Source organism: Streptomyces vastus, assembly GCF_039532825.1.
Classification (GTDB): Bacteria; Actinomycetota; Actinomycetes; order Streptomycetales; family Streptomycetaceae; genus Streptomyces; species Streptomyces vastus.
Genome location: NZ_BAAASJ010000005.1, coordinates 148,755 through 171,833, shown reverse-complemented (window position 1 = coordinate 171,833; position 23,079 = coordinate 148,755). Strand labels below are relative to the sequence as shown.

Below are 23,079 nucleotides of genomic sequence, written 5' to 3'. Positions count from 1 at the left end.
GAGGGAAACGCCCGGTTACATTCCGAACCCGGAAGCTAAGCCTTACAGCGCCGATGGTACTGCAGGGGGGACCCTGTGGGAGAGTAGGACACCGCCGAACTAAATGTAGAGAAATCCCCCGTGCCATTCGGCACGGGGGATTTTTGCGTTAAAGACGTCCCGCTGCCTTCAGAGCCAGATAAGCGTCCGCCAAAGCCGGAGGAAGATCGTTCGGTGTTGCGTCCACGACCGTGACGCCATGGCGGATGAGCTGCTCGGCGGTGCGATGGCGTTCTGCCTGAGCCTGGGCTGCGGCAGCGGCTTCGTACACGGCATCGGTGTTTCCCCTTGCCGTGGCCATGTGCTCTATGTGCGGGTCGGCCACTGAGGCAACCAGGACTGTATGGCGCTGGGTGAGGCGGGAGAGTACGGGAAGCAGGCCTTCCTCAATGGGGGCCGCGTCGAGGCTGGTGAGGAGCACGATCAGGGAGCGGCGGGGGGCTGTGCGGAGCGCGGTGGCGGTGAGGCCGCGTGCGTCCGTCTCGATGAGTTCCGGTTCGAGGCGGGCCATGGCGTTCACCAGGGAGGGGAGGACATCGCCCGCGGCTCGGCCCTGAACTTGGGCGCGCACCCGGCGGTCGTACGCGAGAAGATCCACGCGGTCGCCGGCTCGGGATGCGAGGGCGGCCAGGAGCAGGGCCGCGTCCATGGAGGCGTCGAGGCGTGGGGCGTCGCCCACACGGCCCGCCGAGGTACGGCCTGTGTCGAGGACCAGCAGGATGTGGCGGTCTCGTTCGGGGCGCCAGGTGCGTACAGCGACGGTGGTCTGGCGGGCGGTGGCGCGCCAGTCGATGGAGCGGGTGTCGTCCCCGGGGACGTATTCGCGGAGGCTGTCGAATTCCGTGCCCTCGCCGCGGGTCAGGGCGCTGGTGCGGCCGTCGAGTTCGCGTAGGCGGGCCAGCTTTGACGGCAGGTGCTTGCGGCTGGTGAACGGGGGCAGGACTCGTACGGTCCAGGGGACGTGGTGGCTGCCCTGGCGGGCGAAGAGGCCGAGAGGGCCGTATGAGCGGATGGTGACGCGGTCTGCCTGGCGGTCGCCGCGGCGAGTGGGGCGCAGACGAGTCGTGATGCGGCGGCGTTCGCCCGGGGGGATCGTCAGTCGGTGACGGGATGCGGTGACTTCCGTGCCGGGCTGCCAGCTGCTGGGGGGCCAGGCGTCGCGGATGCGGGCGCGTAGAGGGCGGGCGGTCGGGTTGGTGACTGTGAGGGTGACATCGGCGGCTTCGCCCAGGCGTACCGAGGTGTCTCCGGAGCGGGTCAGGCCGAGGCGGCGTACGGGTGCGGCCAGGGCGAAGTCGCAGGCACAGGCGAGGGCCAGGGGGATGTTCACGGCGAGGATGCCCGTCCAGCCGGGTTCCCAGATGCCGACGGGGAGGGTGCCGAGGGCCGCGAGGAGGGCGGCGCGTCCGGTGAGTGCCATCAGCGGGGTACGGGGACGTGGGCGAGGATCGCGTTGATCACGGAATCGGCGGTCACGCCTTCCATCTCGGCCTCGGGGCGGAGCTGGACCCGGTGGCGGAGAGTGGGGAGCGCGAGCGCTTTTACGTCGTCGGGGATGACGTAGTCGCGGCCGGTCAGCCAGGCCCAGGCGCGGGCGGTGGCCAGGAGCGCCGTCGCGCCGCGGGGGGAGACGCCGAGGGTGAGGGACGGGGATTCGCGGGTGGAGCGGCAGATGTCCACCACGTAGCCGGTGATTTCGGGGGAGACCGCTGTTTTGCCGACTGCCGCGCGGGCGGCTTCCAGGGCGGCGGGGCCGGCTACGGGGCGTATGCCGGCGGCGCGCAGGTCGCGCGGGTTGAAGCCCTCGGCGTGGCGAGTGAGGACGTTGATCTCGTCCTGGCGGGAGGGCAGCGGGATTGTCAGCTTGAGGAGGAAACGGTCCAGCTGCGCTTCGGGGAGGGGGTATGTGCCCTCGTACTCGACCGGGTTCTGGGTCGCGGCGACCAGGAAGGGTTCGGGGAGGGGGCGCGCGGTGCCGTCGACCGTGACCTGGCGCTCCTCCATCGCTTCGAGGAGCGAGGACTGGGTCTTGGGCGGGGTGCGGTTGATCTCGTCGGCGAGCAGGAGGTTGGTGAAGACCGGGCCGGGCTGGAAGGAGAACTCGGCCGTGCGGGTGTCGTAGACGAGGGAGCCTGTGACGTCGCTGGGCATCAGGTCCGGGGTGAACTGGACACGCTTGGTGTCGAGCTCGAGGGCGGAGGCGAGGGCGCGTACGAGCAGCGTTTTGGCGACGCCGGGGACTCCTTCGAGCAGGACGTGTCCGCGGCAGAGGAGGGCGACGACGAGGCCGGTCACGGCGGGGTCCTGGCCGACCACGGCTTTGGCGATCTCGGCGCGCAGGGCCTCCAGGGAAGCCCGGGCGGCGCCCGGATCCCCGGTGTGCGCGGCGTTGTCAGTGGTCGGGTCCATCATGGACGGCGTACCTCTCTTTCGAGGGCGTCGAGTTGGTCGGCGAGGTGGATGAGGGCTGCGTCGTCGCGGGGCGGCGGGCCGAAGAGAAGAGAGTGCGGGGACGACTGTCCGTCGCCGTGGAGGCGGGCGGACAGGGCGGGGAGCAGGGCTTCGGGCGTGTGCGCCTGGGCGGGGGACAGGCCGACGAGGGGGGCGAGGCGGGTGCGGGTGGTGGAGCGCAGAGCTGCGGCGGCGCGGTCGCGGGCGTTGGACTTGCGGTAGAGGCGGGCGCGGCCTTCGACGGTCTCGGAGGCGCGGATCGCGACGGGGAGCCGTTCGGGGACGAGCGGGCCGAGTCGGCGGGCACGCCAGAGAGCGGTCAGGGCTGCGGCGATGAAGAGCTGCAGGCTGCCCCAGAGCCAGCCGGAGGGGATCAGGTCGAAGAAGCTGCGGTCGCCGGCGTCGGTGGCCGAGTCGTCGGAGAGCGAGGGGAGGTACCAGACCACGTGGGGGCGGGAGCCGAGCAGTTGGAGAGCGAGCGAGGCGTTGCCCTGCTCGTCGAGGCGGTCGTTGTGGAGGATGTCGGGGGCACCGAGTACGACGGTGTCGCCGTCCCCTTCGAGCGCCGGGACGCGCAGCAGAGTGGGCAGACCGTCGCTGAGGTAACAGGAATCGGCATCGGGCGCAGTCGTCGTGTAGCGGATGCCACCGGTGTCGGCGGTGCCCGCTCGCTGGGCGGCGGGCAGGGCGCAGTCGGGCGGGAGCGTGGAGTCGTAGCTCGGCGTGGGGTCGGCGATGACTCCGGGGGCGAGGCTGCCGACGGACGGGATGCCGGGCGCGACGAGGACGGTGCGGCCTCCGGAGTTCGTGACTGCCGAGTGGAGCCTGGTCTGCTGGCGGTCCGTGAGCAGGTCCGGCGCGGCGACCAGGAGGGTGGTGTCGGGGCCGGCGGCGGTGCGCGCGTCCTCCAGGGTGGTCACCACGCGGGTGGACACGCCCCGGTCGGCGAGGAGCTCGGCGACGGCTCGGCTGCCGTTGGGGTCGACGGAGCGCGGGTCGAGGCTGCCGTGCTGGGCGTCGGAGCGGACCGCAGCGATGGCGATGGCGGCCACAAGGAGGATCACGAGCCCGAGCAGGACACCGCGCGCGCGGGTCCACACCTGGCGAGCGGTGGGGGAGGCCGAGGTGGTGGACGGAAGGGTGGCCTCGGTGGTCATTCGGCGGCCCCATGGTGCGTGCTGTGGGCCGTGCTCTGCGTGCTCGGGATGCTGCTCACGAGGACCGGCTTGGTGCGTTCCACGTCGCCGTCGAGCTCGGTCAGGCGCTGGTACGCCTGGGGTGTGGCCGTTCGTCCGCCATACGTCACGTCGTCGAAGTCCCGGGCCGCGGCGCTCAGCCGGTCCGTGTGGGAGGGGAGCGTCCGGCCTGCCTCGGCGGCTGCCTCGTCGGCGGTGCGGCCGGGGCGGGGCTCGAGCAGGGCGCGCTCCTCCAAGGAGCGGACGACGGCGCGCATGCGCTCCTGGACTGCCTGGTTCCAGTGGCCCTGGGCGGCGTGGCTCTCGGCGGCGGCCCGGTGTTCCGCAGCGCTGCGCGGCCGGTCGCCGAAGAGCGGGGCGGCCGACGTGGGACCGCGCCGCGGAGTGCCGAGCCGCCACCACAGGGCGCCGATCAGCGCCGCGGCCGCCAGTGCGATGACGACGAGGCCGAGTGCGCCGCCCGGGGTAGCGCCAGAGGCTGCGCTGAACAGCTTGTCGAGCCACTCCCAGAAGGCATTCAGGGCGCGCTGGAACCAGCCGGGGTCGTTCTCGTGGTACATCCGCTTGGACAGCTCGCGCCGGGCTGCCTCCCGCGCGGGGTCGCGCGGGATCGTCACCGGTGGTTCGTCGGCGGAGCGTGGCAGCACGAGTACGGCCGCGGTGCCGGAGCCCGGCAGCGCGAGCACCGCTGTGAGAACACCCCCGGACGAGCTCACCGCATCAGCTCCCCGGGGTGGTGCCGGGGGTGTCGGAGCCGTAGCCCCGGACGCCGGCGGCGCGGGCCAGGTCGAGGTCGAGGGCCTCGCGGCGGATGCGCTGGTCGATGTACAGGAGCACGGCGACACCCGCGGTGATCGGGAACGTGAGCATCGACCCGATCACCGAGCCGATCCCGCTGACGACGAGGAACGTCCAGCCCAGGTCCGCGGTGCCGCTGTTGAGGAGGCCGCTGACACCGCCGCCGCTCAGGGCGGCGGCGAGGAAGGCGAACGGGATCACGATGATCGAGGCGACGACGTTCGCGATGATCGTGGCGAGCAGTTGGATGCCGAAGACCCGCCACCAGGAGCCGCGGACCAGCTTGGCGGAGCGGCTCACGGACTTCAGGATGCTCTGCTTCTCCAGCATCAGGGCGGGCGAGGCCAGCGAGAAACGGACCATCAGCCAGATCGCGACGACACCCGCGGCCATGCCGCCGAGGACGGCGAGTGCGACACCGCCGTCGCCTCCGCCGGCGAGGCCGACCAGGACACCGGGCACCGTGCCGATGGCGACGACCGTGATGCCGATGAGCGGGAGCAGGAAGGTGAGGCCGAAGAGTTTCGCCAGCTGGGGGCGGGCGTCGCGCCAGGCCTCGGCGGTGGTCACCGACTTGCCGAGCACGGCGCGGCTGGTCACGGTCGTGAGCAGCGCGGTCGCGACGATGGTGCCGAGCAGCGAGATCAGCAGGATGGCGCCGGAGTTCAGCAGTGTGTCGCTCAGGGCGCGGGTGAGTTCGCCGACGGTGGCGCTCGGGTCGTTGAGGGCGTCCGAGCTCGCGGTGTCGTCAAGGACGAGGCCCTGGAGCAGCACCACGACGATCTCCGTGAACACCGCGACGGTCAGCGAGATGCCGAGGACCGTGCGCCAGTGCGTACGCATGGTCGACACGGCGCCGTCGAGGATCTCGCCGACGCCGAGCGGGCGGAGCGGGATCACGCCGGGCTTGGCGGCGGGCGGAGGACCTCCCCAGCCGCCTCCCCACCCGGGGTGGCCGCCGGGACCGGGGCCGTAGCCACCGCCGTATCCGCCGGGACCGCCGTATCCAGGGCCGCCGGGGGGCTGTCCGCCCCAGCCGGGGCCGGGCGGAGGCGGAGGCGGGGCTTGGGCCGGGCTGCCCTGGGAGCCGCTGGGGGCGGACCACTGGCCGGGCGGGGGCTGCTCCTTGGACCACTTCGCGCCTGGGCCGGACGGGTCGGTTCCGGGTTGTCCCGGCTGATCCGTGGGCTCTGGCGCAGCGGGCCGGTCCGCGGGCTCGGCCGGGCCGGAAGCGTTCGGCTCTCGACCGTCCTGCCCGTCGGAGGGGGCAGATCCGGGCGATGCCCAGCCCGGAGTGTCTTTCATCGTCGCTCCTTCACGGTGCCCGTCCGCGGTTGCGGCGGCAGGTTGGCAGCCATCGTGCCACGGTGCGGCCGGGAAGTGACCGGCCCCCGTATGGGCTGCACACCTTCAATTGTCCGCCCTGTACGGGGCAGACTGGGCGGATGGACGATCAGTACGTGCATATCCGCGAGGACAACGCGCCCACCGAGATTCCGGCGATCCGGTGGGATGAACCGCCGGAAGGCTCCGTACTGGTCCTTCTCGACCAGACGCGGCTGCCGGCCGAGGAGGTCGAGCTGGTGTGCACCGACCCTCCGGCGCTGGTGGAGGCGATCCGCACACTCGCCGTGCGTGGGGCGCCGCTGCTGGGTATCGCCGGGGCGTACGGGGTCGCGCTCGCCGCCGTGCGCGGGTTCGACGTGGACGACGCCGCCGACGCGCTCGCGAGCGCTCGGCCCACCGCGGTGAACCTCGTGCACGGCGTGCGCAGGGCCCAGTCGGCTCACCGTGCCGCTCTGGCCGGCGGCAGTGACCAGAAGCAGGCCGCCGAGGCCGCGCTCGCCGCCGCTCGCGCCCTGCACCAGGAGGACGCCGAGGCCAGCGGGCGCATGGCCGAGCACGGTCTGGCGCTGCTCGACGAGCTGTTGCCCGGCGGCAATCACCGGATTCTGACGCACTGCAACACCGGGGCGCTGGTGTCCGGCGGGGAGGGCACGGCGTTCGCCGTCGCGCTCGCCGCGCATCGGGCCGGACGGCTGCGCAGGCTGTGGGTGGACGAGACACGGCCGTTGCTGCAGGGTGCTCGCCTGACGGCGTACGAGGCGGCGCGCAACGGGATGGCGTACACGCTGCTCACGGACAACGCCGCGGGGTCGCTGTTCTCGGCGGGGGAGGTGGACGCGGTGCTGGTCGGGGCGGACCGGATCGCGGCCGACGGTTCGGTGGCGAACAAGGTGGGGAGCTACCCGCTCGCGGTGCTCGCCCGGTACCACCACGTACCGTTCGTCGTGGTGGCGCCGGTGACGACGGTGGACCCCGACACCCCGGACGGGGCGTCCATCGAGGTCGAGCAGCGCGCCGGTCATGAGGTGACCGAGCTCATCGCACCCCAGGTGCCGGTGGCGGGAGCGGAAGCGGGAGGCGGGATTCCGGTGGCACCCCTGGGGACCCAGGCGTACAACCCGGCGTTCGACGTGACGCCGCCCGAGCTGGTGACGGCGATCGTCACCGAGGAGGGCGCCGTTTCGCCCGTCACGGCAGAGGCGCTTGCCGAGCTGTGTGCCAGGTCACGCCAGGTAACGATTTAGTTAATGGGATGATGGCATTCATGAAGGGACGAGTCCTTGTCGTCGATGACGACACCGCACTGGCCGAGATGCTCGGCATTGTGCTGCGTGGTGAAGGTTTTGAACCGTCTTTCGTAGCCGACGGCGACAAGGCGCTGGCCGCTTTCCGTGAGACCAAGCCCGATCTGGTGCTGCTCGATCTGATGCTGCCGGGGCGGGACGGTATCGAGGTGTGCCGTCTGATCAGGGCGGAGTCCGGGGTACCGATCGTGATGCTCACGGCGAAGAGCGACACCGTCGATGTGGTGGTCGGGCTCGAGTCGGGCGCTGATGACTACATCGTGAAGCCGTTCAAGCCGAAGGAGCTGGTGGCGCGGATCCGGGCGCGGCTGCGGAGGTCTGAGGAGCCGGCGCCCGAGCAGCTCGCCATCGGCGACCTGGTCATCGATGTGGCCGGTCACTCCGTGAAGCGGGACGGGCAGTCGATCGCGCTCACGCCGCTGGAGTTCGACCTGCTGGTGGCGCTGGCCCGGAAGCCCTGGCAGGTGTTCACCCGTGAGGTGCTCCTCGAGCAGGTGTGGGGCTACCGGCACGCGGCGGACACCCGCCTTGTCAATGTTCATGTACAGCGGCTTCGTTCCAAGGTCGAGAAGGACCCGGAACGGCCGGAAATCGTGGTGACTGTCCGTGGCGTCGGTTACAAGGCCGGACCCAGCTGACATGTCCCGGGACAGTGCCGCTTCGGCGCCCGGTCAGCCGGGCAGCCGCTCGCGGCCTGTCGGCCGGAGGGCGGCGAGCTCCTTGTGGGCTCGGTTCAGCGAGGGCTGGCTGTTGCAGGGCGGGGTCCAGGGCAGCCCCGTCCTGCGGCTGTTCATGCGCTGGGTGCGCCGTCCGCTGCTGCCCGTCATGCGGCTGTGGCGGCGCAACATCCAGCTCAAGGTCGTCGTCACGACGCTGCTGATGTCGCTGGGCGTCGTTCTGCTGCTCGGCTTCGTCGTCATCGGACAGGTGCGCAACGGCCTGCTGGACGCCAAGGTGAGGGCCTCGGAGAGCCAGGCCACCGGTGGGTTCGGTGTGGCCAAGCAGCGGGCGGACGCGGCTGCGAGCGCCGGGGGCGACGACGGTTCGAGCACGGACGAGCGGCCCGTCCAGAACATCAGCGCGTGGCTGAGCGACCTCGTGGAGTCCCTCTCCAGTGGCGGCCAGGGGGCCTTCGACGTGGTCACGCTCAGCTCCTCCAGTGCGGTCGCAGGCGCGGACAGCGGTGGGCGCGGGCCGCGTTCGTCGGGCGGTGTCGATCCGGCGACGAGCGTGCCGGAGGATCTGCGCCGCCGGATCGACGAGAGCATGCTCCCGGCCCAGAGCTACACCCGCATCGTCTACAAGACCGGCCAGGACTCCCAGCCGGGGCTGGTCATCGGCAAGCAGGTGAACGACCCGAACGGTGACCCGTACCAGCTGTACTACCTCTTCCCGCTCACGCAGGAGGGGAAGTCGCTCAGCCTGGTCAAGGGGACGCTCGCGACGGCCGGACTGTTCGTCGTGGTGCTGCTGGGCGCGATCGCCTGGCTCGTGGTGCGGCAGGTCGTCACGCCCGTACGGATGGCCGCGGGCATCGCCGAGCGGCTGTCCGCCGGCCGTCTTCAGGAACGTATGAAGGTCACCGGCGAGGACGACATCGCACGGCTCGGTGAGGCCTTCAACAAGATGGCGCAGAACCTTCAGTTGAAGATCCAGCAGCTGGAGGACCTGTCGCGGATGCAGCGGCGGTTCGTGTCCGACGTGTCGCACGAGCTGCGTACGCCGCTGACGACCGTACGGATGGCCGCCGATGTCATCCATGACGCGCGCGTGGACTTCGATCCGGTGACCGCGCGGTCGGCCGAGCTGCTCGCGGACCAGCTCGACCGGTTCGAGACGTTGCTCGCGGATCTGCTGGAGATCAGCCGGTTCGACGCGGGCGCGGCGGCCCTGGAGGCCGAGCCGATAGACCTGCGCGAGGTCGTACGCCGGGTGGTGAGCGGGGCCGAGCCGCTCGCCGAGCGCAAGGGAACGCAGATCAAGGTCGTCGGCGATCAGCAGCCGGTGGTCGCCGAGGCCGATGCTCGGCGGGTGGAGCGGGTGCTGCGGAACCTCGTCGTCAATGCCGTGGAGCACGGCGAGGGCAAGGACGTGGTGGTCAGGCTCGCTGCGGCGGGCGGCGCGGTCGCCGTTGCGGTGCGCGACTACGGAGTGGGACTCAAGCCCGGCGAGGCGACCCGCGTGTTCAGCCGCTTCTGGCGGGCCGACCCGGCACGCGCGCGTACCACCGGTGGTACGGGCCTTGGGCTGTCCATCGCCCTGGAGGACGCGCGGCTGCACGGCGGCTGGCTGCAGGCGTGGGGCGAGCCGGGCGGCGGCTCGCAGTTCCGGCTGACGCTGCCGCGGACCGCGGACGAACCGCTTCGGGGCTCGCCGATACCCCTGGAGCCCAAGGACTCCAGGCGCAACCGCGGGCTGAACGAAGCGGGGCTGCCCCTCAACGGCACACAGAAACTCGCCACGGTGCCGGCCCAGCCGCACGGCGAGCGCGGAGTACCGCCGATGCCGCCGCGGGCGCCGGTGGCACCGCGGCTGGCGGGCGCGGTGGATCCGGCGGCGCTGCCCGGCAACGGCGCGCGCGTGGTGCCGCGGCCCGCGGCGGAGGCGCGTGCGGTGGCCACGGCGCCCGTGGAGTCCGGGGAGCGCGAAGAGCCCGGGGAGGCGCCGTCCGAGGGTGGCGCGGGAACCGGCGAGGGGCCTGATCAGTTGAAGCAAGGGGAGGGATCTCGTGGGCGCTGACCGCGATCGCGGTGGCCGACGGCGTCCGATGCGGGTGGTGACGTACGTCGGCTGTGGAGCCGTACTGCTGGCCGGGTGTGCCTCGATGCCGGACAGCGGGGATCTGCGCGACGTCAAGGCTTCGCAGCGGCCGGACGCGCAGGTCCGGGTGTTTGCGATGCCGCCGCGGGAGAACGCCCAGCCCGAGGAGATCGTGCAGGGCTTCCTGGAGGCGCTGACCAGCGACGAGCCTGATTTCGACACGGCGCGCAAATACCTCACCGAGGATGCCTCGAAGAGCTGGCAGCCCGAGCGCTCGACGACGGTGCTCGCGGACGGGCCGACCGCACTGGCCCAGCACAGCGGCAGCAGGGAGGCCACCGGCGACTACGCGTACGCGCTGACCGGTGACAAGGTCGCCGAGGTGGACCAGCAGTTCGCGTACGAGCCCGCCGAGGGAGCGTACGAAGAGACGTTGCATCTCACGGAGCAGAAGGGGCCGGACGGCAACAAGCAGTGGCGCATCGACGTGCCGCCGCAGGGCGTGGTGCTCGGCAACTCCGACTTCCAGCGCCGCTACGTCTCCGTCAACAAGTACTACTACGCGTCGAACTCGCCGACCGCCGACCGGCTCGGGACCGTGGCCGATCCCGTCTATGTGCGCCAGCAGGTCGAACCCGTGACACAGATGGTCAAGGCACTGCTGAACGGGCCCACCAGCTGGCTCAAGCCGGTCGTCAGGTCCCGCTTCCCCACCGGTACGGCACTGAAGAAGGGCGTCAAGACGCTGACGCCCGACGACCAGAACAGGCTGAGGGTGCCGCTGAACAAGAAGGCCGAGGGCGTCGGGCAGACCCAGTGCGCCGAGATGGCGGCCCAGCTCATCTTCACCCTGAAGGACCTGACGCCCACGGGCATCGACGAGGTCGAACTGCAGCGCCCCGACGGCTCACAGCTGTGCGCGATCAAGGAGGGCAAGGCCGAGACCATCGCCTCGCACGGCACGGGGCAGCGTGTCCTGTACGAGTACTTCATCGACGGCGAGAAGCGGCTCGTACGGATACCCGCCGACAGCGAACAGCAGGCCGAACCGGTGCCCGGAGCGCTCGGCGCGGGCGACACGGCGTTGCGAACGGCCGCGGTCTCGCGGAACGAGGAGAGCGCGGCAGGGGTCTCGCTGGACGGGCGCTCGCTGTACGTGGGGTCGCTCGCATCCGGTGCTTCGCTCGGGGACCCAGTGCTGCAGAGCAAGGCCAAGTCGGAGGACGACGGGCTGACGACGCCCAGCTGGGACGCGGGCGGTGACCTGTGGGTGGCCGACCGGGACCCGAAGAACTCGCGGTTGCTCCTGCTGGAGGAGGGCCGGGGTGAGCCGCTGGAGGTCAGGACGCCCGGGATCGAAGGGCGGATCGAGGCGGTACGGGTGGCCGCCGACGGCGTGCGGATCGCGTTGATCGTGGAGGAGGACGGCAAGACCTCGCTGCTCATGGGTCGGATCGAGGCGCAGAACGGACCGGATGGACGGCCTGTCGTCACGATCCACGATCCGCGTTCGGTCGCACCGCAGCTGGAGGAGGTCGCGGCCATGTCCTGGGCCGGGGACAGCCGCCTGGTCGTGGTCGGCCAGGAGGAGGGCGGCGTGCAGCAGATCCGGTACGTCCAGGTCGACGGCTCCACTCCGGTCGGCGCGCCGCCTTCCGCGCTCACCGGTGTGGAGGAGATCGCCGCCTCCGAGGACGAACGGCTGCCGCTGGTGGCGCACTCCGAGGACGGGATTGTGCGGCTTTCGTCCGGTGCGCAGTGGCAGAAGGTGGTCAAGACGGGGACGGCGCCGGTTTATCCGGGATAGCTGCTTTCTGTGGTGGACCCGCAGCTGTCCACAGGGAGTTGTCCACAGGGGTGGTTTGACGGCTCAGGCGTTGGCACAGTGGTGGGCATGCGCGGGTGGTGGCAGGACCTGACCGACCTGGTGCTGCCGGCCGAATGCGGAGGCTGCGGGAGGGCACGTGCGGTGCTCTGTCCGGCGTGCCGTACGCGCCTGATGGGGGCCGCGCCGCGCCGGGTGCGACCGGTGCCCGAGCCGCCGGGGCTGCCGGTGGTGCATGCGGCGGCTCCGTACGAGGACGAGGTGCGGGCGGCGCTCCTCGCCCACAAGGAACGGGGTGCGCTGGTGCTCGCAGGGCCGCTGGGTGTCGCGCTCGCGGGTGCGGTGCGGGCGGGGCTCGCGTCCGGTGGCGGGCGCGGGGCGTCGGTGCTGCTCGTTCCCGCCCCTTCCGCACGGCGGGCTGTGCGGGCGCGGGGGCACGACCCGGCGCGGCGGATCGCGCTCGCGGCGGCGGGCGAGCTGCGGCGCGCGGGGACGCCGGCCCGGGTGCTCGCAGTGCTCCGGCAGCGGCGTGCCGTGGCAGACCAGTCGGGGCTCAACTCCCGGCAGCGGCTGGACAATCTGGCCGGAGCCCTGGAGGTGGCCGCCGGGGGCGCCCGGCTGCTGGCCGAAGGCGGCCGGACCGTACTCGTCGACGACCTGATGACGACGGGCGCGTCCTTGGCGGAGGCGGCGCGGGCGCTGCGCGCCGCTTTTGCGGACGTGGGAGACATGCCACAAGCGGTCGCGGGAATGGGCGGTCCGAACGGCACCGGAGACCTGCTCAGTGCGGCCGTCGTCGCAGCCTCTCCGTCATCTTTCGAAATAAACTGGAACTGACTGGGAAGTTGCGTCGTTGCAGGTAGCGAGAGGTTCAATTCGCTGGAATGGAGGTACCCCGCGGTAGAGGGTGACGACATCCGTCCGGGCGAGATATGTTCGGTTGTGAGGGAATGGCGGGTTGCTGTCCCCCTATATCGGATTGCCATGCTGGGGGTTTCTGCAATCACCCGCGGCGGTGGGGTGGAGATCTTGCCCACGGGGGAGGAGGAGGTGGAGTCACCAAGTCCGAGGCTCTGGGACTTGCCGGAGCCTGGTGCAAAAAAGGGAGTTGCTCCGCACCGATGCGGAGCGATCCGGGAACGGAGTTCTGCGTGGACATCGTCGTCAAGGGCCGCAAGACCGAGGTGCCAGAGCGGTTCCGCAAGCACGTGGCCGAGAAGCTGAAGCTGGAGAAGATCCAGAAGCTCGATGCCAAGGTGATCAGCCTCGACGTCGAGGTGTCCAAGGAGCCGAACCCGCGACAGGCCGACCGGTCCGACCGAGTGGAGATCACGCTTCACTCTCGTGGCCCGGTGATCCGGGCGGAGGCAGCGGCCAGTGATGCGTATGCGGCGCTCGACCTGGCGGCGGACAAGCTGGAAGCCCGGCTGCGCAAGCAGCACGACAAGCGTTACACGCGCCGTGGTGCCCGTCGGCTCACGGCAGCGGAGGTGGCCGACCACGTTCCGGGTGTGGCGACACTGAACGGGAACGGCAAGACCGTCCACGAGGAAGAGCCCGAAGGGGTGCCGACCAAGAAGATCGGCTCCCTCGAGGTGAAGGGCGAAGGCCCCCTCGTCGTGCGCGAGAAGACTCACGTCGCCTCTCCGATGACCCTCGACCAGGCTCTCTACGAGATGGAGCTGGTCGGGCACGACTTCTATCTTTTCGTCGACTCCGAGACCAAGGAACCGAGTGTCGTCTACCGGCGGCACGCATACGACTACGGCGTCATCCACCTCAGCACAGACCCGATGGTCGCCCAGGCGCAGAAGCCCTCGACGGGCGGGACGCTGGGCGGCTGACCACGCCCGATGAGCTCCCTCGGCCGTCGCCGGGGGACCCGCAGTCGGTGCCCCTGGAGTGCGTGTGCGCCCCCAGGGGCACCGGTGTGCGCCCCCTCGGGGCCCGCTACGTCACCGGACTGTCGTCCGGGCATGAAATCATGGCCGAACCGGGCCCCAACCGGTGGGCCATTGCCTTGGGTTGGCGATGGCACAGGAATACAGGCCACGGCCTTCAGGGGGAGGAACGATGGCGGACAGCTTCGGACCGATGCAGGACGAAGATGCCGACGACGGCGTCGTCGGCATGGGCCCGGACGCGGGCTCCGGCCCGAATGCCGGCTCCCCACGCAAGGAGCCGATCCGGGTCCTTGTCGTGGACGACCATGCCCTTTTCCGCCGCGGCCTGGAGATCGTGCTCGCCGCCGAGGAGGGCATCCAGGTCGTCGGGGAGGCGGGTGACGGGGCCGAGGCGGTCGACAAGGCCGCCGACCTGCTGCCCGACATCGTGCTGATGGACGTACGGATGCCCAAGCGCGGCGGTATCGAGGCGTGCACATCCATCAAGGAGGTGGCGCCCAGCGCGAAGATCATCATGCTGACGATCAGCGATGAGGAGGCCGACCTCTACGACGCGATCAAGGCGGGCGCGACCGGCTATCTCCTCAAGGAGATCTCCACGGACGAGGTGGCCACGGCCATTCGCGCCGTCGCGGACGGGCAGTCGCAGATCAGCCCGTCGATGGCGTCCAAGCTGCTCACCGAGTTCAAGTCGATGATCCAGCGCACCGACGAGCGGCGACTGGTGCCGGCACCTCGGCTCACTGATCGTGAGCTGGAGGTTCTCAAGCTGGTCGCGACCGGGATGAACAACCGGGACATCGCCAAGGAGTTGTTCATCTCGGAGAACACCGTGAAGAACCATGTGCGGAACATCCTGGAGAAGCTGCAGCTGCACTCCAGGATGGAGGCCGTGGTGTACGCGATGCGGGAGAAGATCCTCGAGATCCGCTAGGCGCTCCGCGCGCAGAGCAGTACGGGTTGGCGCCCGGTACGGAAGCCGCAGGTCGTGCGTGGCTGGTCGCGCCCCGCGGCGGAGCCGCATATGTCATAGCCTCGCGCCCCTGAAGGGGCGCCGCAGGAGCCGTTATGCCAGTGCGCGGGTCAGCTCTGTCAGAGGCTCGCGCAGCTCCGGTGCGTCCACCCTCTCCACCCGTACGTCCATGCAGTCCACCCAGCTTGCTGCTTCGACGAGCGCTTGGGCCACCGCAGGAACCGCCTTCGGGCCGTCGAGGGTTATCTGCTTGGCCACCAGTGTCCGGCCCTCGCGGGCGGGGTCCACACGGCCGACGAGGTGGCCGCCGGCGAGGACCGGCATCGCGAAGTAGCCGTACACCCGCTTCGGTTTGGGGACGTAGGCCTCCAGGCGATGAGAGAAGCCGAAGATCCGCTCCGTGCGGGCCCGCTCCCAGATCAGCGAGTCGAACGGGGACAGCAGCGTCGTACGGTGGCGGCCGCGCGGCGTGGTCTCCAGGGCCGCCGGATCTGCCCAGGCGGGCTTGCCCCAGGCCTCGACGGTCACGGGGACCAGTCCGGAGTCCGCTATCACCGCGTCGACCTGCTCGCCCTTGAGGCGGTGGTAGTCGGCGATGTCCGCGCGCGTGCCGACGCCCAGCGCCTGGCCCGCGAGCCGGACCAGACGGCGCAGGCACTCGGTGTCGTTCAGCTCGTCATGGAGCAGCGTGTCGGGGACGGCGCGCTCGGCGAGGTCGTACACCCGCTTCCAGCCGCGCCGCTCGACGCACACCACCTCGCCGTACATCAACGCGCGCTCGACGGCGACCTTCGTGCCCGACCAGTCCCACCACTCGCTGGTCTTCTTCGCGCCGCCCAACTCCGTGGCTGTAAGGGGGCCTTCGGCTCTCAGCTGCTTGATGACCTGGTCGTACGTGCCGTCCGGGAGCTCGTGGTTCCAGTGCGGGCGGGCGCGGTAGGCGCGGCGGCGGAAGGCGAAGTGGGGCCACTCCTCGATGGGGAGGATGCAGGCGGCGTGCGACCAGTACTCGAAGGCGTGGGGCCGTGCCGGAGGCGCGCCCGCGGATGCGGTGGTCCAGTAGGCCTTGTCCACCGTCTTGCGGCCGACGGCGCCGAGGCGGGCGTATGGAATGAGTTCGTGGGAGCGGGCGAGGACCGAGATCGTGTCGAGCTGGACCGCTCCCAGGTGCCGCAGCACACCGCGCACGCCGGCCTTGCGGTCGGGGGCACCGAGGAATCCCTGGGCGCGCAGGGCGATACGGCGGGCCTCGTCGGCGGAGAGTTCGACGGTGGGGCGAGGGAGACTCGTCATGGCCCGCACGATAGGCGGTGCCACTGACAGTCGGGCCTCGCCTGCGACTATCGCCCCCGGAAGCGCCGGGTATCGGGCAATCGGGGCTCAGTCCCGCTGTGGAGCCGGTAGGTACGGTGCCGTCGACGGCAGCCCCAGATCGGACGGAAGCAGAGAGCCGACCCAGCAGTCGCGGCGCACGCCCTTGTTGTTGATGCCGGAGCGAAGGACGCCCTCGAAGGCGAAGCCGGCGCGTTCGGCGACCGTACGGGAGCCCGTGTTGCCGACCTCGGCCCGCCACTCCACGCGGTCGACCGCCCGGTCCGTGAAAGCCCAGCGGGACGTGGCGACCACGGCCTCGGTGATGTAGCCGTTGCCCCGGTACTGCTTCGTCGCCCAGAAACCGATCTCGCCGACACCCGAGGAACGCATGGTGAGGCCGACCGTGCCGACGAGTTCGCCGGCGGTCGGCAGGAAGACGCCGAACGTGAACATCGACGAGTCTGCCCAGCCGTCGGGCACTATCTGCTCGGTGAAGCCCGTCGCGTGCTCTCGCAGATAGGGCGAGGGGATCGGGATCCAACGCTGAATGTCGGGGTCCTGACAGGCGTCGTACACGGCGTCGGTGTCGTGCGGTCCCACCGGACGCAGCAGGAGACGCTCGGAGGTCAGTGTGACGGGGTCCATTGCCCGATTCTGCTCGGCGTTCCCCACGGAAGCCATCATTTTTGCCCTGCGTGAAGGGACAGTTACCTTTCGTTGCATCGTCGCGGCACCTTCCGCAACTCCCGTCCGTTGTCCTAGTGGCTGTCACGGGCAGACCTCCCGGCGCGGTGGGGTCCTCGCTTACGATGGCCGTTGCTCAAGCTGTGATTTGAAACTGTTGTTGAACCCGACCGTCCGGCCCGACCGGCAAGGAGACAAACCCCCGTGTCCGTCCTCTCGAAGATCATGCGTGCAGGCGAAGGCAAGATCCTGCGCAAACTGCACCGCATCGCGGACCAGGTCAACTCCATCGAAGAGGACTTCATCGACCTCTCCGACGCCGAGCTGCGGGCCCTCACCGACGAGTACAAGGAGCGGATCGCCGAGGCGCTCGCCGACGAGGCCGACGAGTCGAAGCACGACGCAGTCCTGACGAAGGCTCTCGACGACCTGCTCCCCGAGGCGTTCGCGACCGTCCGCGAGGCCGCCAAGCGCGTCCTCGGCCAGCGGCACTACGACGTCCAGATCATGGGCGGCGCCGCCCTGCATATGGGCTATGTCGCCGAGATGAAGACCGGTGAGGGCAAGACCCTGGTCGGCACCCTGCCCGCGTATCTGAACGCGCTGTCCGGCCGGGGCGTCCACCTCATCACGGTCAACGACTACCTGGCCGAGCGCGACTCCGAGATGATGGGCCGCGTCCACAAGTTCCTGGGCCTGAATGTCGGCTGCATCCTGGCCAACATGACGCCGGCCCAGCGCCGCGAGCAGTACAACTGCGACATCACGTACGGCACGAACAACGAGTTCGGTTTCGACTACCTGCGCGACAACATGGCGTGGTCGAAGGACGAACTGGTGCAGCGGGGCCACAACTTCGCGATCGTCGACGAGGTCGACTCCATCCTCGTCGACGAGGCCCGTACGCCGCTGATCATCTCCGGCCCGGCCGACCAGGCCACCAAGTGGTACGGCGATTTCGCCAAGCTGGTCACGCGCCTGAAGAAGGGCGAGGCGGGCAACACCCTCAAGGGCATCGAAGAGACCGGTGACTACGAGGTCGACGAGAAGAAGCGCACCGTCGCCATCCACGAGTCCGGCGTCATCAAGGTCGAGGACTGGCTGGGCATCGACAACCTCTACGAGTCGGTGAACACCCCGCTGGTGGGCTACCTGAACAACGCCATCAAGGCCAAGGAGCTCTTCAAGAAGGACAAGGACTACGTCGTCATCGACGGCGAAGTCATGATCGTGGACGAGCACACCGGCCGTATCCTCGCCGGCCGCCGCTACAACGAGGGCATGCACCAGGCGATCGAGGCGAAGGAAGGGGTGGACATCAAGGACGAGAACCAGACGCTCGCCACGATCACCCTGCAGAACTTCTTCCGCCTCTACGACAAGCTCTGCGGCATGACCGGTACGGCGATGACCGAGGCCGCCGAGTTCCACCAGATCTACAAGCTCGGTGTCGTGCCGATCCCGACCAACAAGCCGATGATCCGCGCGGACCAGTCGGACCTGATCTACCGCACCGAGGTCGCCAAGTTCGACGCGGTCGTCGACGACATCGCCGAGAAGCACGAGAAGGGCCAGCCGATCCTCGTCGGCACCACCTCGGTCGAGAAGTCCGAGTACCTCTCGCAGCAGCTCAGCAAGCGCGGCATCCAGCACGAAGTGCTGAACGCGAAGCAGCACGACCGTGAGGCGACGATCGTCGCCCAGGCCGGCCGCAAGGGCGCCGTCACCGTCGCCACGAACATGGCCGGACGAGGTACGGACATCAAGCTCGGCGGCAACCCCGAAGACCTCGCCGAGGCGGAGCTGCGCCAGCGCGGCCTCGACCCCGAGGAGCACATCGAGGAGTGGGCCGCCGCGCTGCCCGCCGCCCTGGAGAGGGCCGAAAAGGCGGTGCGTGCCGAGTTCGAGGAGGTCACGGACCTCGGCGGCCTCTACGTCCTCGGCACCGAGCGGCACGAGTCGCGTCGTATCGACAACCAGCTCCGCGGCCGTTCCGGCCGTCAGGGTGACCCCGGCGAGTCCCGCTTCTACCTCTCCCTGGGCGATGACCTGATGCGGCTGTTCAAGGCCCAGATGGTCGAGCGCGTGATGTCGATGGCGAACGTCCCGGACGACGTGCCGATCGAGAACAAGATGGTCACGCGCGCGATCGCCTCCGCCCAGTCGCAGGTCGAGCAGCAGAACTTCGAGACCCGTAAGAACGTCCTCAAGTACGACGAGGTCCTCAACCGGCAGCGCGAGGTCATCTACGGAGAGCGGCGCCGTGTCCTGGAGGGCGAGGATCTGCAGGACCAGATCCAGCACTTCATGGACGACACGATCGACGCGTACATCGACGCCGAGACCGCTGAGGGCTTCTCCGAGGAGTGGGACCTGGACCGGCTGTGGGGCGCCTTCAAGCAGCTCTACCCGGTGAAGGTCACCATCGAGGAGCTCGAGGAGACGGTCGGCGACCGCGCGGGCCTCACCGCCGAGTTCATCTCCGAGTCCATCAAGGACGACATTCACGAGCAGTACGAGGCACGTGAGGCGCAGCTCGGCTCCGAGATCATGCGGGAGCTGGAGCGCCGGGTCGTGCTGTCGGTCCTGGACCGCAAGTGGCGCGAGCACCTCTACGAGATGGACTACCTCCAGGAGGGCATCGGCCTGCGAGCGATGGCCCAGAAGGACCCGCTGGTCGAGTACCAGCGCGAGGGTTTCGACATGTTCACCGCCATGATGGACGGCATCAAGGAGGAGTCCGTCGGCTACCTGTTCAACCTGGAGGTCCAGGTCGAGCAGCAGGTCGAGGAGGTTCCGGTCGAGGACGCGAGGCCGTCGCTCGACAAGAAGGAGGACGCCGTGCCCGCGGGTGCGCGTCCGGAGATCCACGCCAAGGGGCTCGAGGCCCCGCAGCGGCCGGACCGTCTGCACTTCTCCGCGCCGACCGTGGACGGCGAGGGCGGTGTCGTCGAGGGCGACTTCGCCAGCGACGAGGAGCCGGTGCGCTCCGAGTCGGACGGCCTCACGCGCGCGGAGCGCCGCAAGCAGCAGAAGGGCCGTCGCCGCAAGAAGTGACGGTTCGCTCCGCTGGGTTGAGCCTGTCTGGCGAGGTTAGCTGTGAAGGGCCGGGCACCTTGGGGTGCCCGGCCCTTCGGGCTGTTGGGTGTCGGGGCTGGAAGTGCGGTTTGAAGCTGCCGGTGCGTCGTGGCCAGTCGCGCAGTTCCCCGCGCCCCTAGGAGGAGGCCTGCGGCTTCCTCCTAGGGGCGGCCTGCGGCCTCCTCAGGCGCGCTGGGCCTTGTTGGCCGCGGGGGCCGGCTGTCCGTGTCGTACGGCTCAGTTGTCGTCTGTACGGGGCATGCGGGCGCCGCCCAGTTCTACCGCTGTGCAGCGCCAGCGGAGGTCATGGCCTTTCTCCAGACGGAAGGCCATCGCGCGGAGCTGGTCGCCCGCGCCGATGCGGGCGAAGGCCTCGATCGCGCCCGGGCGGGGGACCTCGTAGCCGACGTCGCGTACGACCGGGCGGGTGCCGCGCGTGCGGAGGGGGCCGCGTTCGGCGAGCCAGGCCAGTTCGTCGTACGCGCGGCCTGCCGTGTGCCGGAGCATGCTGTGAACGGGACGCTGCCCGCTCAGCACCGCGAGCAGGAGGTCGGCGAAGAGGTCGGTGGGACGAGGCTGCGGCGGCGTCCTGAGCGGGCTTCGAGCGGGCGCCCTGTGGCGAGGGCCCGCCGTCCGGGGCGAGTTGCCGCCGGGCATGGTCCGGGAGGTGCTCGCAGTGCTCCCGCCGGGCCCCGTGCCGGTGGCGCTGCCCGTGTTCTCGCCTCGCGACGAGCTGCCCGGAGTCTCCCTGCCCGGTGTGGTGCGTGGGGTGGTTCCGGCGGGGCGGCGGGTGTCGTGGCGGCTGGGTGGGCGGGTGCCCGGGTTGCGCTTCGTCCTGGTCATCACCTTGGTCATGGCCTTTGTCCCCGCTCGCTGGGCCCGAGTAGATACCGGGCAGTAACTTGCTGTTGGGGGATCTTGTACGGCGCCGGAGCGGGCGGCTGCAAGGACGTCGGCTGCACGCCGTGGCGCCCGGAATTTTCACCTATCAGGGTGACGAGGGCGTACGAGGTCCCCGGCGGGGCTGGGGAGTACCGGGTGAGACCCGGGCCGTGTGGTTGACGTCGTGCGAGGGGTCGACCGGACTCGAAAGGGGACGCCTCGCACGTATCCTGAAGGTCCTTCCGGAGGCGCGGGACAGTCCTCCTGGAGTCCTCCGACTACGAAAGCGGCCAGCCATGCGCGTCTACGTCCCCCTGACCCTCTCCGGTCTCGCCGAGGCGTACAAGACGGGCGAGCTCGGGGCCGGGCCCTTCGTCGCGTACGCCGTCACGCCCGCGTTGCGCGAGTGGTATCTGTCCGACGACATCGAGGAGTTGGAGTACGCGGCGCTGAACCGGGCCGCGCTCGCCTCGCTGCGGCTGCTCGCGCTCGACCCCGGCTCCGTGCGGCGACGCGTCGTCGTCGCCCTCGACGTCCCTGAGGGAGCCGCGGTCGCCGATCCCGACCGCGGGCTCGACCCCGGCTCGCTCGGAGAGGTGCGGGTCGAGGGGCCCGTGCCGCTGACCAAGGCCGCGGCCGTGCACGTCGACTCGGGCGAGGCCGAGGCGGATGTCACGGCGGCGGCGGACGCGCTGGGCGCGGCGGACACGGGCGACGACGACGCGCAGTTCGTGGTGGACGGGGCCGAGGACCACGAGCTGCTGTGGTTCGCCACGCAGGAGATCCCGAACCTGGTGGGACTCGGGGACTGAGCACTGAGCTGCCGCCGGCGGTGAAGAAAATGCCGGCGGCTTTGTCAGTGCGGGCGGGTACGTTCTTTGGCATGGGGAAGCACAAAGCAGCGCACATCGTGTGGGACTGGAACGGGACCCTGTTCCACGACAACACGGCCATCATCGGGGCGACGAACGCGGCGTTCGCCGAGCTGGGGCTGGAGCCGATCACGCTGGAGCAGTACCGGGAGCTGTACTGCGTTCCGGTGCCGCGGTTCTACGAGCGGCTGATGGGCCGGCTGCCCACGGACGCGGAGTGGGCGGTCATGGACGAGACGTTCCACCGGTACTACACGGAGCACCGGGTCGGCTGCGGGCTCACCGACGGGGTGCCGGGGCTGCTCGCCGAGTGGGCTTCGGCGGGTGGCAGCCAGTCACTGCTGAGTATGTACGGACATGACGAACTCGTCCCGCTGGTACGGGACTTCGGGATCGAGCCGCACTTCATACGGGTCGACGGGCGGACCGGGCCGTCCGGTGGCAGCAAGGCCGAGCACATGGTGCGGCATGTGGGGGCGCTGACCGGCGTGGAGCCCGCTCGTACGGTCGTGATCGGCGACGCGGCGGACGACGCGATCGCGGCCCGGCACGTGGGGGCGCGGGCCGTGCTCTACACCGGGGGCTCGCACAGCCGGGCCAGCCTCGAATCGGTAGGGGTTCCTGTCGTGGACAGCCTGGAGGAGGCGGTCGTGGAGGCGGAGCGGTTGGCGGCGTGAAGGGGCGTACGGGCGTACAAAGGCGTACGGGGGTGGTGGCACCCGTTGCGTAGGCCCTCCACCGAGGTCAGGTCACCGGAGCCTTCGCTCGTAGCACCGTGAGGAACTCCCGCATCCAGCGGGAATGGTCCGGCCAGGCGCGCGACGAGACGAGGGTTCCGTCGACCACGGCCTCGGCGTCCTGGAAGCTGGCGCCCGCGGCCTGCATGTCCAGCTCCAGTGCCGGGTACGCCGTGACGCGGCGCCCCCGCAGGCCGTCGATCGCCGCGGTCAGCAGGGGGCCGTGGCAGATCTGGGCGACGGGTTTGTCCGTGTCGAAGAAGGACTTCAGGATCTTGCGGAGTTCGGGGTCGTTGCGGAGGTACTCGGGTGCCCGGCCGCCGGGGATCACCAGGGCCACGTACTGGCCGGGGTCGACCTCCGAGAAGGCCAGGTCGGCGGGCCAGGTGTAGCCGGGCTTCTCCGTGTACGTGTCGAAGCCGGGTTCGAAGTCGTGGACGACGAAGCGGAGTTGCTTGCGGGCAGGGGCGGCGATGTGGACGTCGTAGCCCTCTTCACGCAGGCGCTGGTAGGGGTACAGGACCTCCAGTGACTCCGCTGCGTCTCCGGTGACGATCAGGATCTTCGCACTCATGGTCGCTCCGCTCCCTTCGCCGGGATCCGTCCCGCCCAACGTGCCTCCGCGTCGGGCTTTTGCCAAGGGGGCTGCGCGCTGGGGTTTGCGTTGACCTGGGGGACTCGGGTGCTCGGCTGCGGATGTGTGGACGGGTGGGTTCTTACTCCCAACCCTCAAGCCGCACGACTTCCCGCGCCACCGGGACGCTCCGCTGGAGGCGCGGTGATGAAGTGCGGGCCGGTGGGGGGAGGAGGCTGGTCGAGCCCGCGCGGCGGAGCCGCACATTGACACAGCCCCGCGCCCCTCACGGGGCGCCTCGCCTTCCGGGGAGTCCCGAGTCGCCCACTCCTCCACGCCCC

General features: G+C 70.2%; 19 protein-coding genes and 1 rRNA gene. 11 read left to right on the top strand and 9 right to left on the bottom strand.

All coding sequences use genetic code 11. The features are described 5' to 3' along the window. A 5S ribosomal RNA gene (gene rrf, locus ABD357_RS03360) occupies positions 1-100 on the top strand; the annotation flags it as partial. Between the two features lie 48 nt (positions 101-148). Here rrf and ABD357_RS03355 read toward each other — a convergent pair. Genes ABD357_RS03355 through ABD357_RS03335 form a run of 5 tightly spaced genes read right to left on the bottom strand, consistent with a single transcriptional unit; the run spans position 149 to position 5,789 of the window. Further along, positions 149-1,459 carry a DUF58 domain-containing protein gene (locus ABD357_RS03355; protein ID WP_344387372.1) on the bottom strand — a complete coding sequence of 437 codons (1,311 nt, stop codon included), beginning with the start codon at positions 1,457-1,459 and terminating at the stop codon, positions 149-151. Then, entirely contained in the window at positions 1,459-2,448 is a 990-nt protein-coding gene (locus tag ABD357_RS03350; protein WP_344387371.1) for an AAA family ATPase, read from the bottom strand. The genes ABD357_RS03355 and ABD357_RS03350 overlap by 1 nt, the downstream gene beginning before the upstream one ends. Next, complete coding sequence (locus ABD357_RS03345; protein WP_344387370.1) at positions 2,448-3,647, bottom strand: DUF4350 domain-containing protein; 1,200 nt, start codon at positions 3,645-3,647, stop codon at positions 2,448-2,450. The genes ABD357_RS03350 and ABD357_RS03345 overlap by 1 nt, the downstream gene beginning before the upstream one ends. Then, on the bottom strand, positions 3,644-4,402 hold the full coding sequence (locus ABD357_RS03340; protein WP_344387369.1) for a DUF4129 domain-containing protein: 759 nt from the start codon (positions 4,400-4,402) through the stop codon (positions 3,644-3,646). Before ABD357_RS03340 ends, ABD357_RS03345 begins: the two co-directional genes overlap by 4 nt. A 4-nt stretch (positions 4,403-4,406) precedes the next feature. Continuing rightward, positions 4,407-5,789: a DUF7847 domain-containing protein gene (locus tag ABD357_RS03335; protein WP_344387368.1), complete on the bottom strand. Its 1,383-nt coding sequence runs from the start codon at positions 5,787-5,789 to the stop codon at positions 4,407-4,409. Positions 5,790-5,929: 140 nt separating this feature from the next. Here ABD357_RS03335 and mtnA point away from each other — a divergent pair, with 140 nt between their 5' ends. The 7 genes from mtnA to ABD357_RS03300 all read left to right on the top strand — a co-directional run bounded on the left by mtnA (position 5,930) and on the right by ABD357_RS03300 (position 14,558). Then, a complete protein-coding gene (gene mtnA / locus ABD357_RS03330; protein WP_344387366.1) occupies positions 5,930-7,075 on the top strand; it encodes an S-methyl-5-thioribose-1-phosphate isomerase in 1,146 nt (381 codons plus the stop codon). An 8-nt stretch (positions 7,076-7,083) separates the two neighbouring features. After that, positions 7,084-7,773 (top strand): two-component system response regulator MtrA, encoded by a 690-nt coding sequence (mtrA, locus tag ABD357_RS03325; protein ID WP_187822996.1) that lies wholly within the window; start codon positions 7,084-7,086, stop codon positions 7,771-7,773. 1 nt (position 7,774) lies between these two features. Then, positions 7,775-9,874 carry an MtrAB system histidine kinase MtrB gene (gene mtrB, locus ABD357_RS03320; protein WP_344387364.1) on the top strand — a complete coding sequence of 700 codons (2,100 nt, stop codon included), beginning with the start codon at positions 7,775-7,777 and terminating at the stop codon, positions 9,872-9,874. Further along, positions 9,864-11,702 (top strand): LpqB family beta-propeller domain-containing protein, encoded by a 1,839-nt coding sequence (locus tag ABD357_RS03315; RefSeq protein ID WP_344387363.1) that lies wholly within the window; start codon positions 9,864-9,866, stop codon positions 11,700-11,702. The genes mtrB and ABD357_RS03315 overlap by 11 nt, the downstream gene beginning before the upstream one ends. Positions 11,703-11,789: 87 nt before the next feature. After that, positions 11,790-12,557: a ComF family protein gene (locus ABD357_RS03310; protein WP_344387361.1), complete on the top strand. Its 768-nt coding sequence runs from the start codon at positions 11,790-11,792 to the stop codon at positions 12,555-12,557. 314 nt (positions 12,558-12,871) lie between these two features. Next, on the top strand, positions 12,872-13,564 hold the full coding sequence (gene hpf / locus ABD357_RS03305; RefSeq protein WP_425584727.1) for a ribosome hibernation-promoting factor, HPF/YfiA family: 693 nt from the start codon (positions 12,872-12,874) through the stop codon (positions 13,562-13,564). Between the two features lie 229 nt (positions 13,565-13,793). After that, positions 13,794-14,558: a response regulator gene (locus tag ABD357_RS03300; RefSeq protein WP_344387358.1), complete on the top strand. Its 765-nt coding sequence runs from the start codon at positions 13,794-13,796 to the stop codon at positions 14,556-14,558. A 132-nt stretch (positions 14,559-14,690) separates the two neighbouring features. Here the strand turns inward: ABD357_RS03300 and ABD357_RS03295 are convergent, their stop codons facing one another. Together ABD357_RS03295 and ABD357_RS03290 are read right to left on the bottom strand one after the other, a co-directional pair. Beyond that, complete coding sequence (locus ABD357_RS03295) at positions 14,691-15,890, bottom strand: winged helix-turn-helix domain-containing protein (protein ID WP_344387356.1); 1,200 nt, start codon at positions 15,888-15,890, stop codon at positions 14,691-14,693. Between the two features lie 87 nt (positions 15,891-15,977). After that, positions 15,978-16,556 carry a GNAT family N-acetyltransferase gene (locus ABD357_RS03290; RefSeq protein WP_344387354.1) on the bottom strand — a complete coding sequence of 193 codons (579 nt, stop codon included), beginning with the start codon at positions 16,554-16,556 and terminating at the stop codon, positions 15,978-15,980. A gap of 243 nt (positions 16,557-16,799) precedes the next feature. On the opposite strand from ABD357_RS03290, the gene secA reads away from it, so the two are divergent. Continuing rightward, on the top strand, positions 16,800-19,652 hold the full coding sequence (secA, locus tag ABD357_RS03285) for a preprotein translocase subunit SecA (protein WP_344387353.1): 2,853 nt from the start codon (positions 16,800-16,802) through the stop codon (positions 19,650-19,652). 258 nt (positions 19,653-19,910) lie between these two features. On the opposite strand, the gene ABD357_RS03280 is transcribed toward secA, so the two are convergent. After that, on the bottom strand, positions 19,911-20,528 hold the full coding sequence (locus ABD357_RS03280; RefSeq protein WP_344387352.1) for an Rv3235 family protein: 618 nt from the start codon (positions 20,526-20,528) through the stop codon (positions 19,911-19,913). Positions 20,529-20,851: 323 nt separating this feature from the next. Between ABD357_RS03280 and ABD357_RS03275 the strand changes: the two genes are divergently transcribed. After that, complete coding sequence (locus tag ABD357_RS03275; RefSeq protein WP_344387351.1) at positions 20,852-21,367, top strand: DUF6912 family protein; 516 nt, start codon at positions 20,852-20,854, stop codon at positions 21,365-21,367. A gap of 71 nt (positions 21,368-21,438) precedes the next feature. Continuing rightward, positions 21,439-22,104 (top strand): HAD family hydrolase, encoded by a 666-nt coding sequence (locus ABD357_RS03270; protein ID WP_344387350.1) that lies wholly within the window; start codon positions 21,439-21,441, stop codon positions 22,102-22,104. A gap of 67 nt (positions 22,105-22,171) precedes the next feature. Here ABD357_RS03270 and ABD357_RS03265 read toward each other — a convergent pair whose 3' ends face one another. Then, positions 22,172-22,738, bottom strand: a complete 567-nt coding sequence (locus ABD357_RS03265) for a DJ-1/PfpI family protein (RefSeq protein WP_344387349.1) — start codon at positions 22,736-22,738, stop codon at positions 22,172-22,174. Between the last annotated feature and the right edge of the window lie 341 nt (positions 22,739-23,079).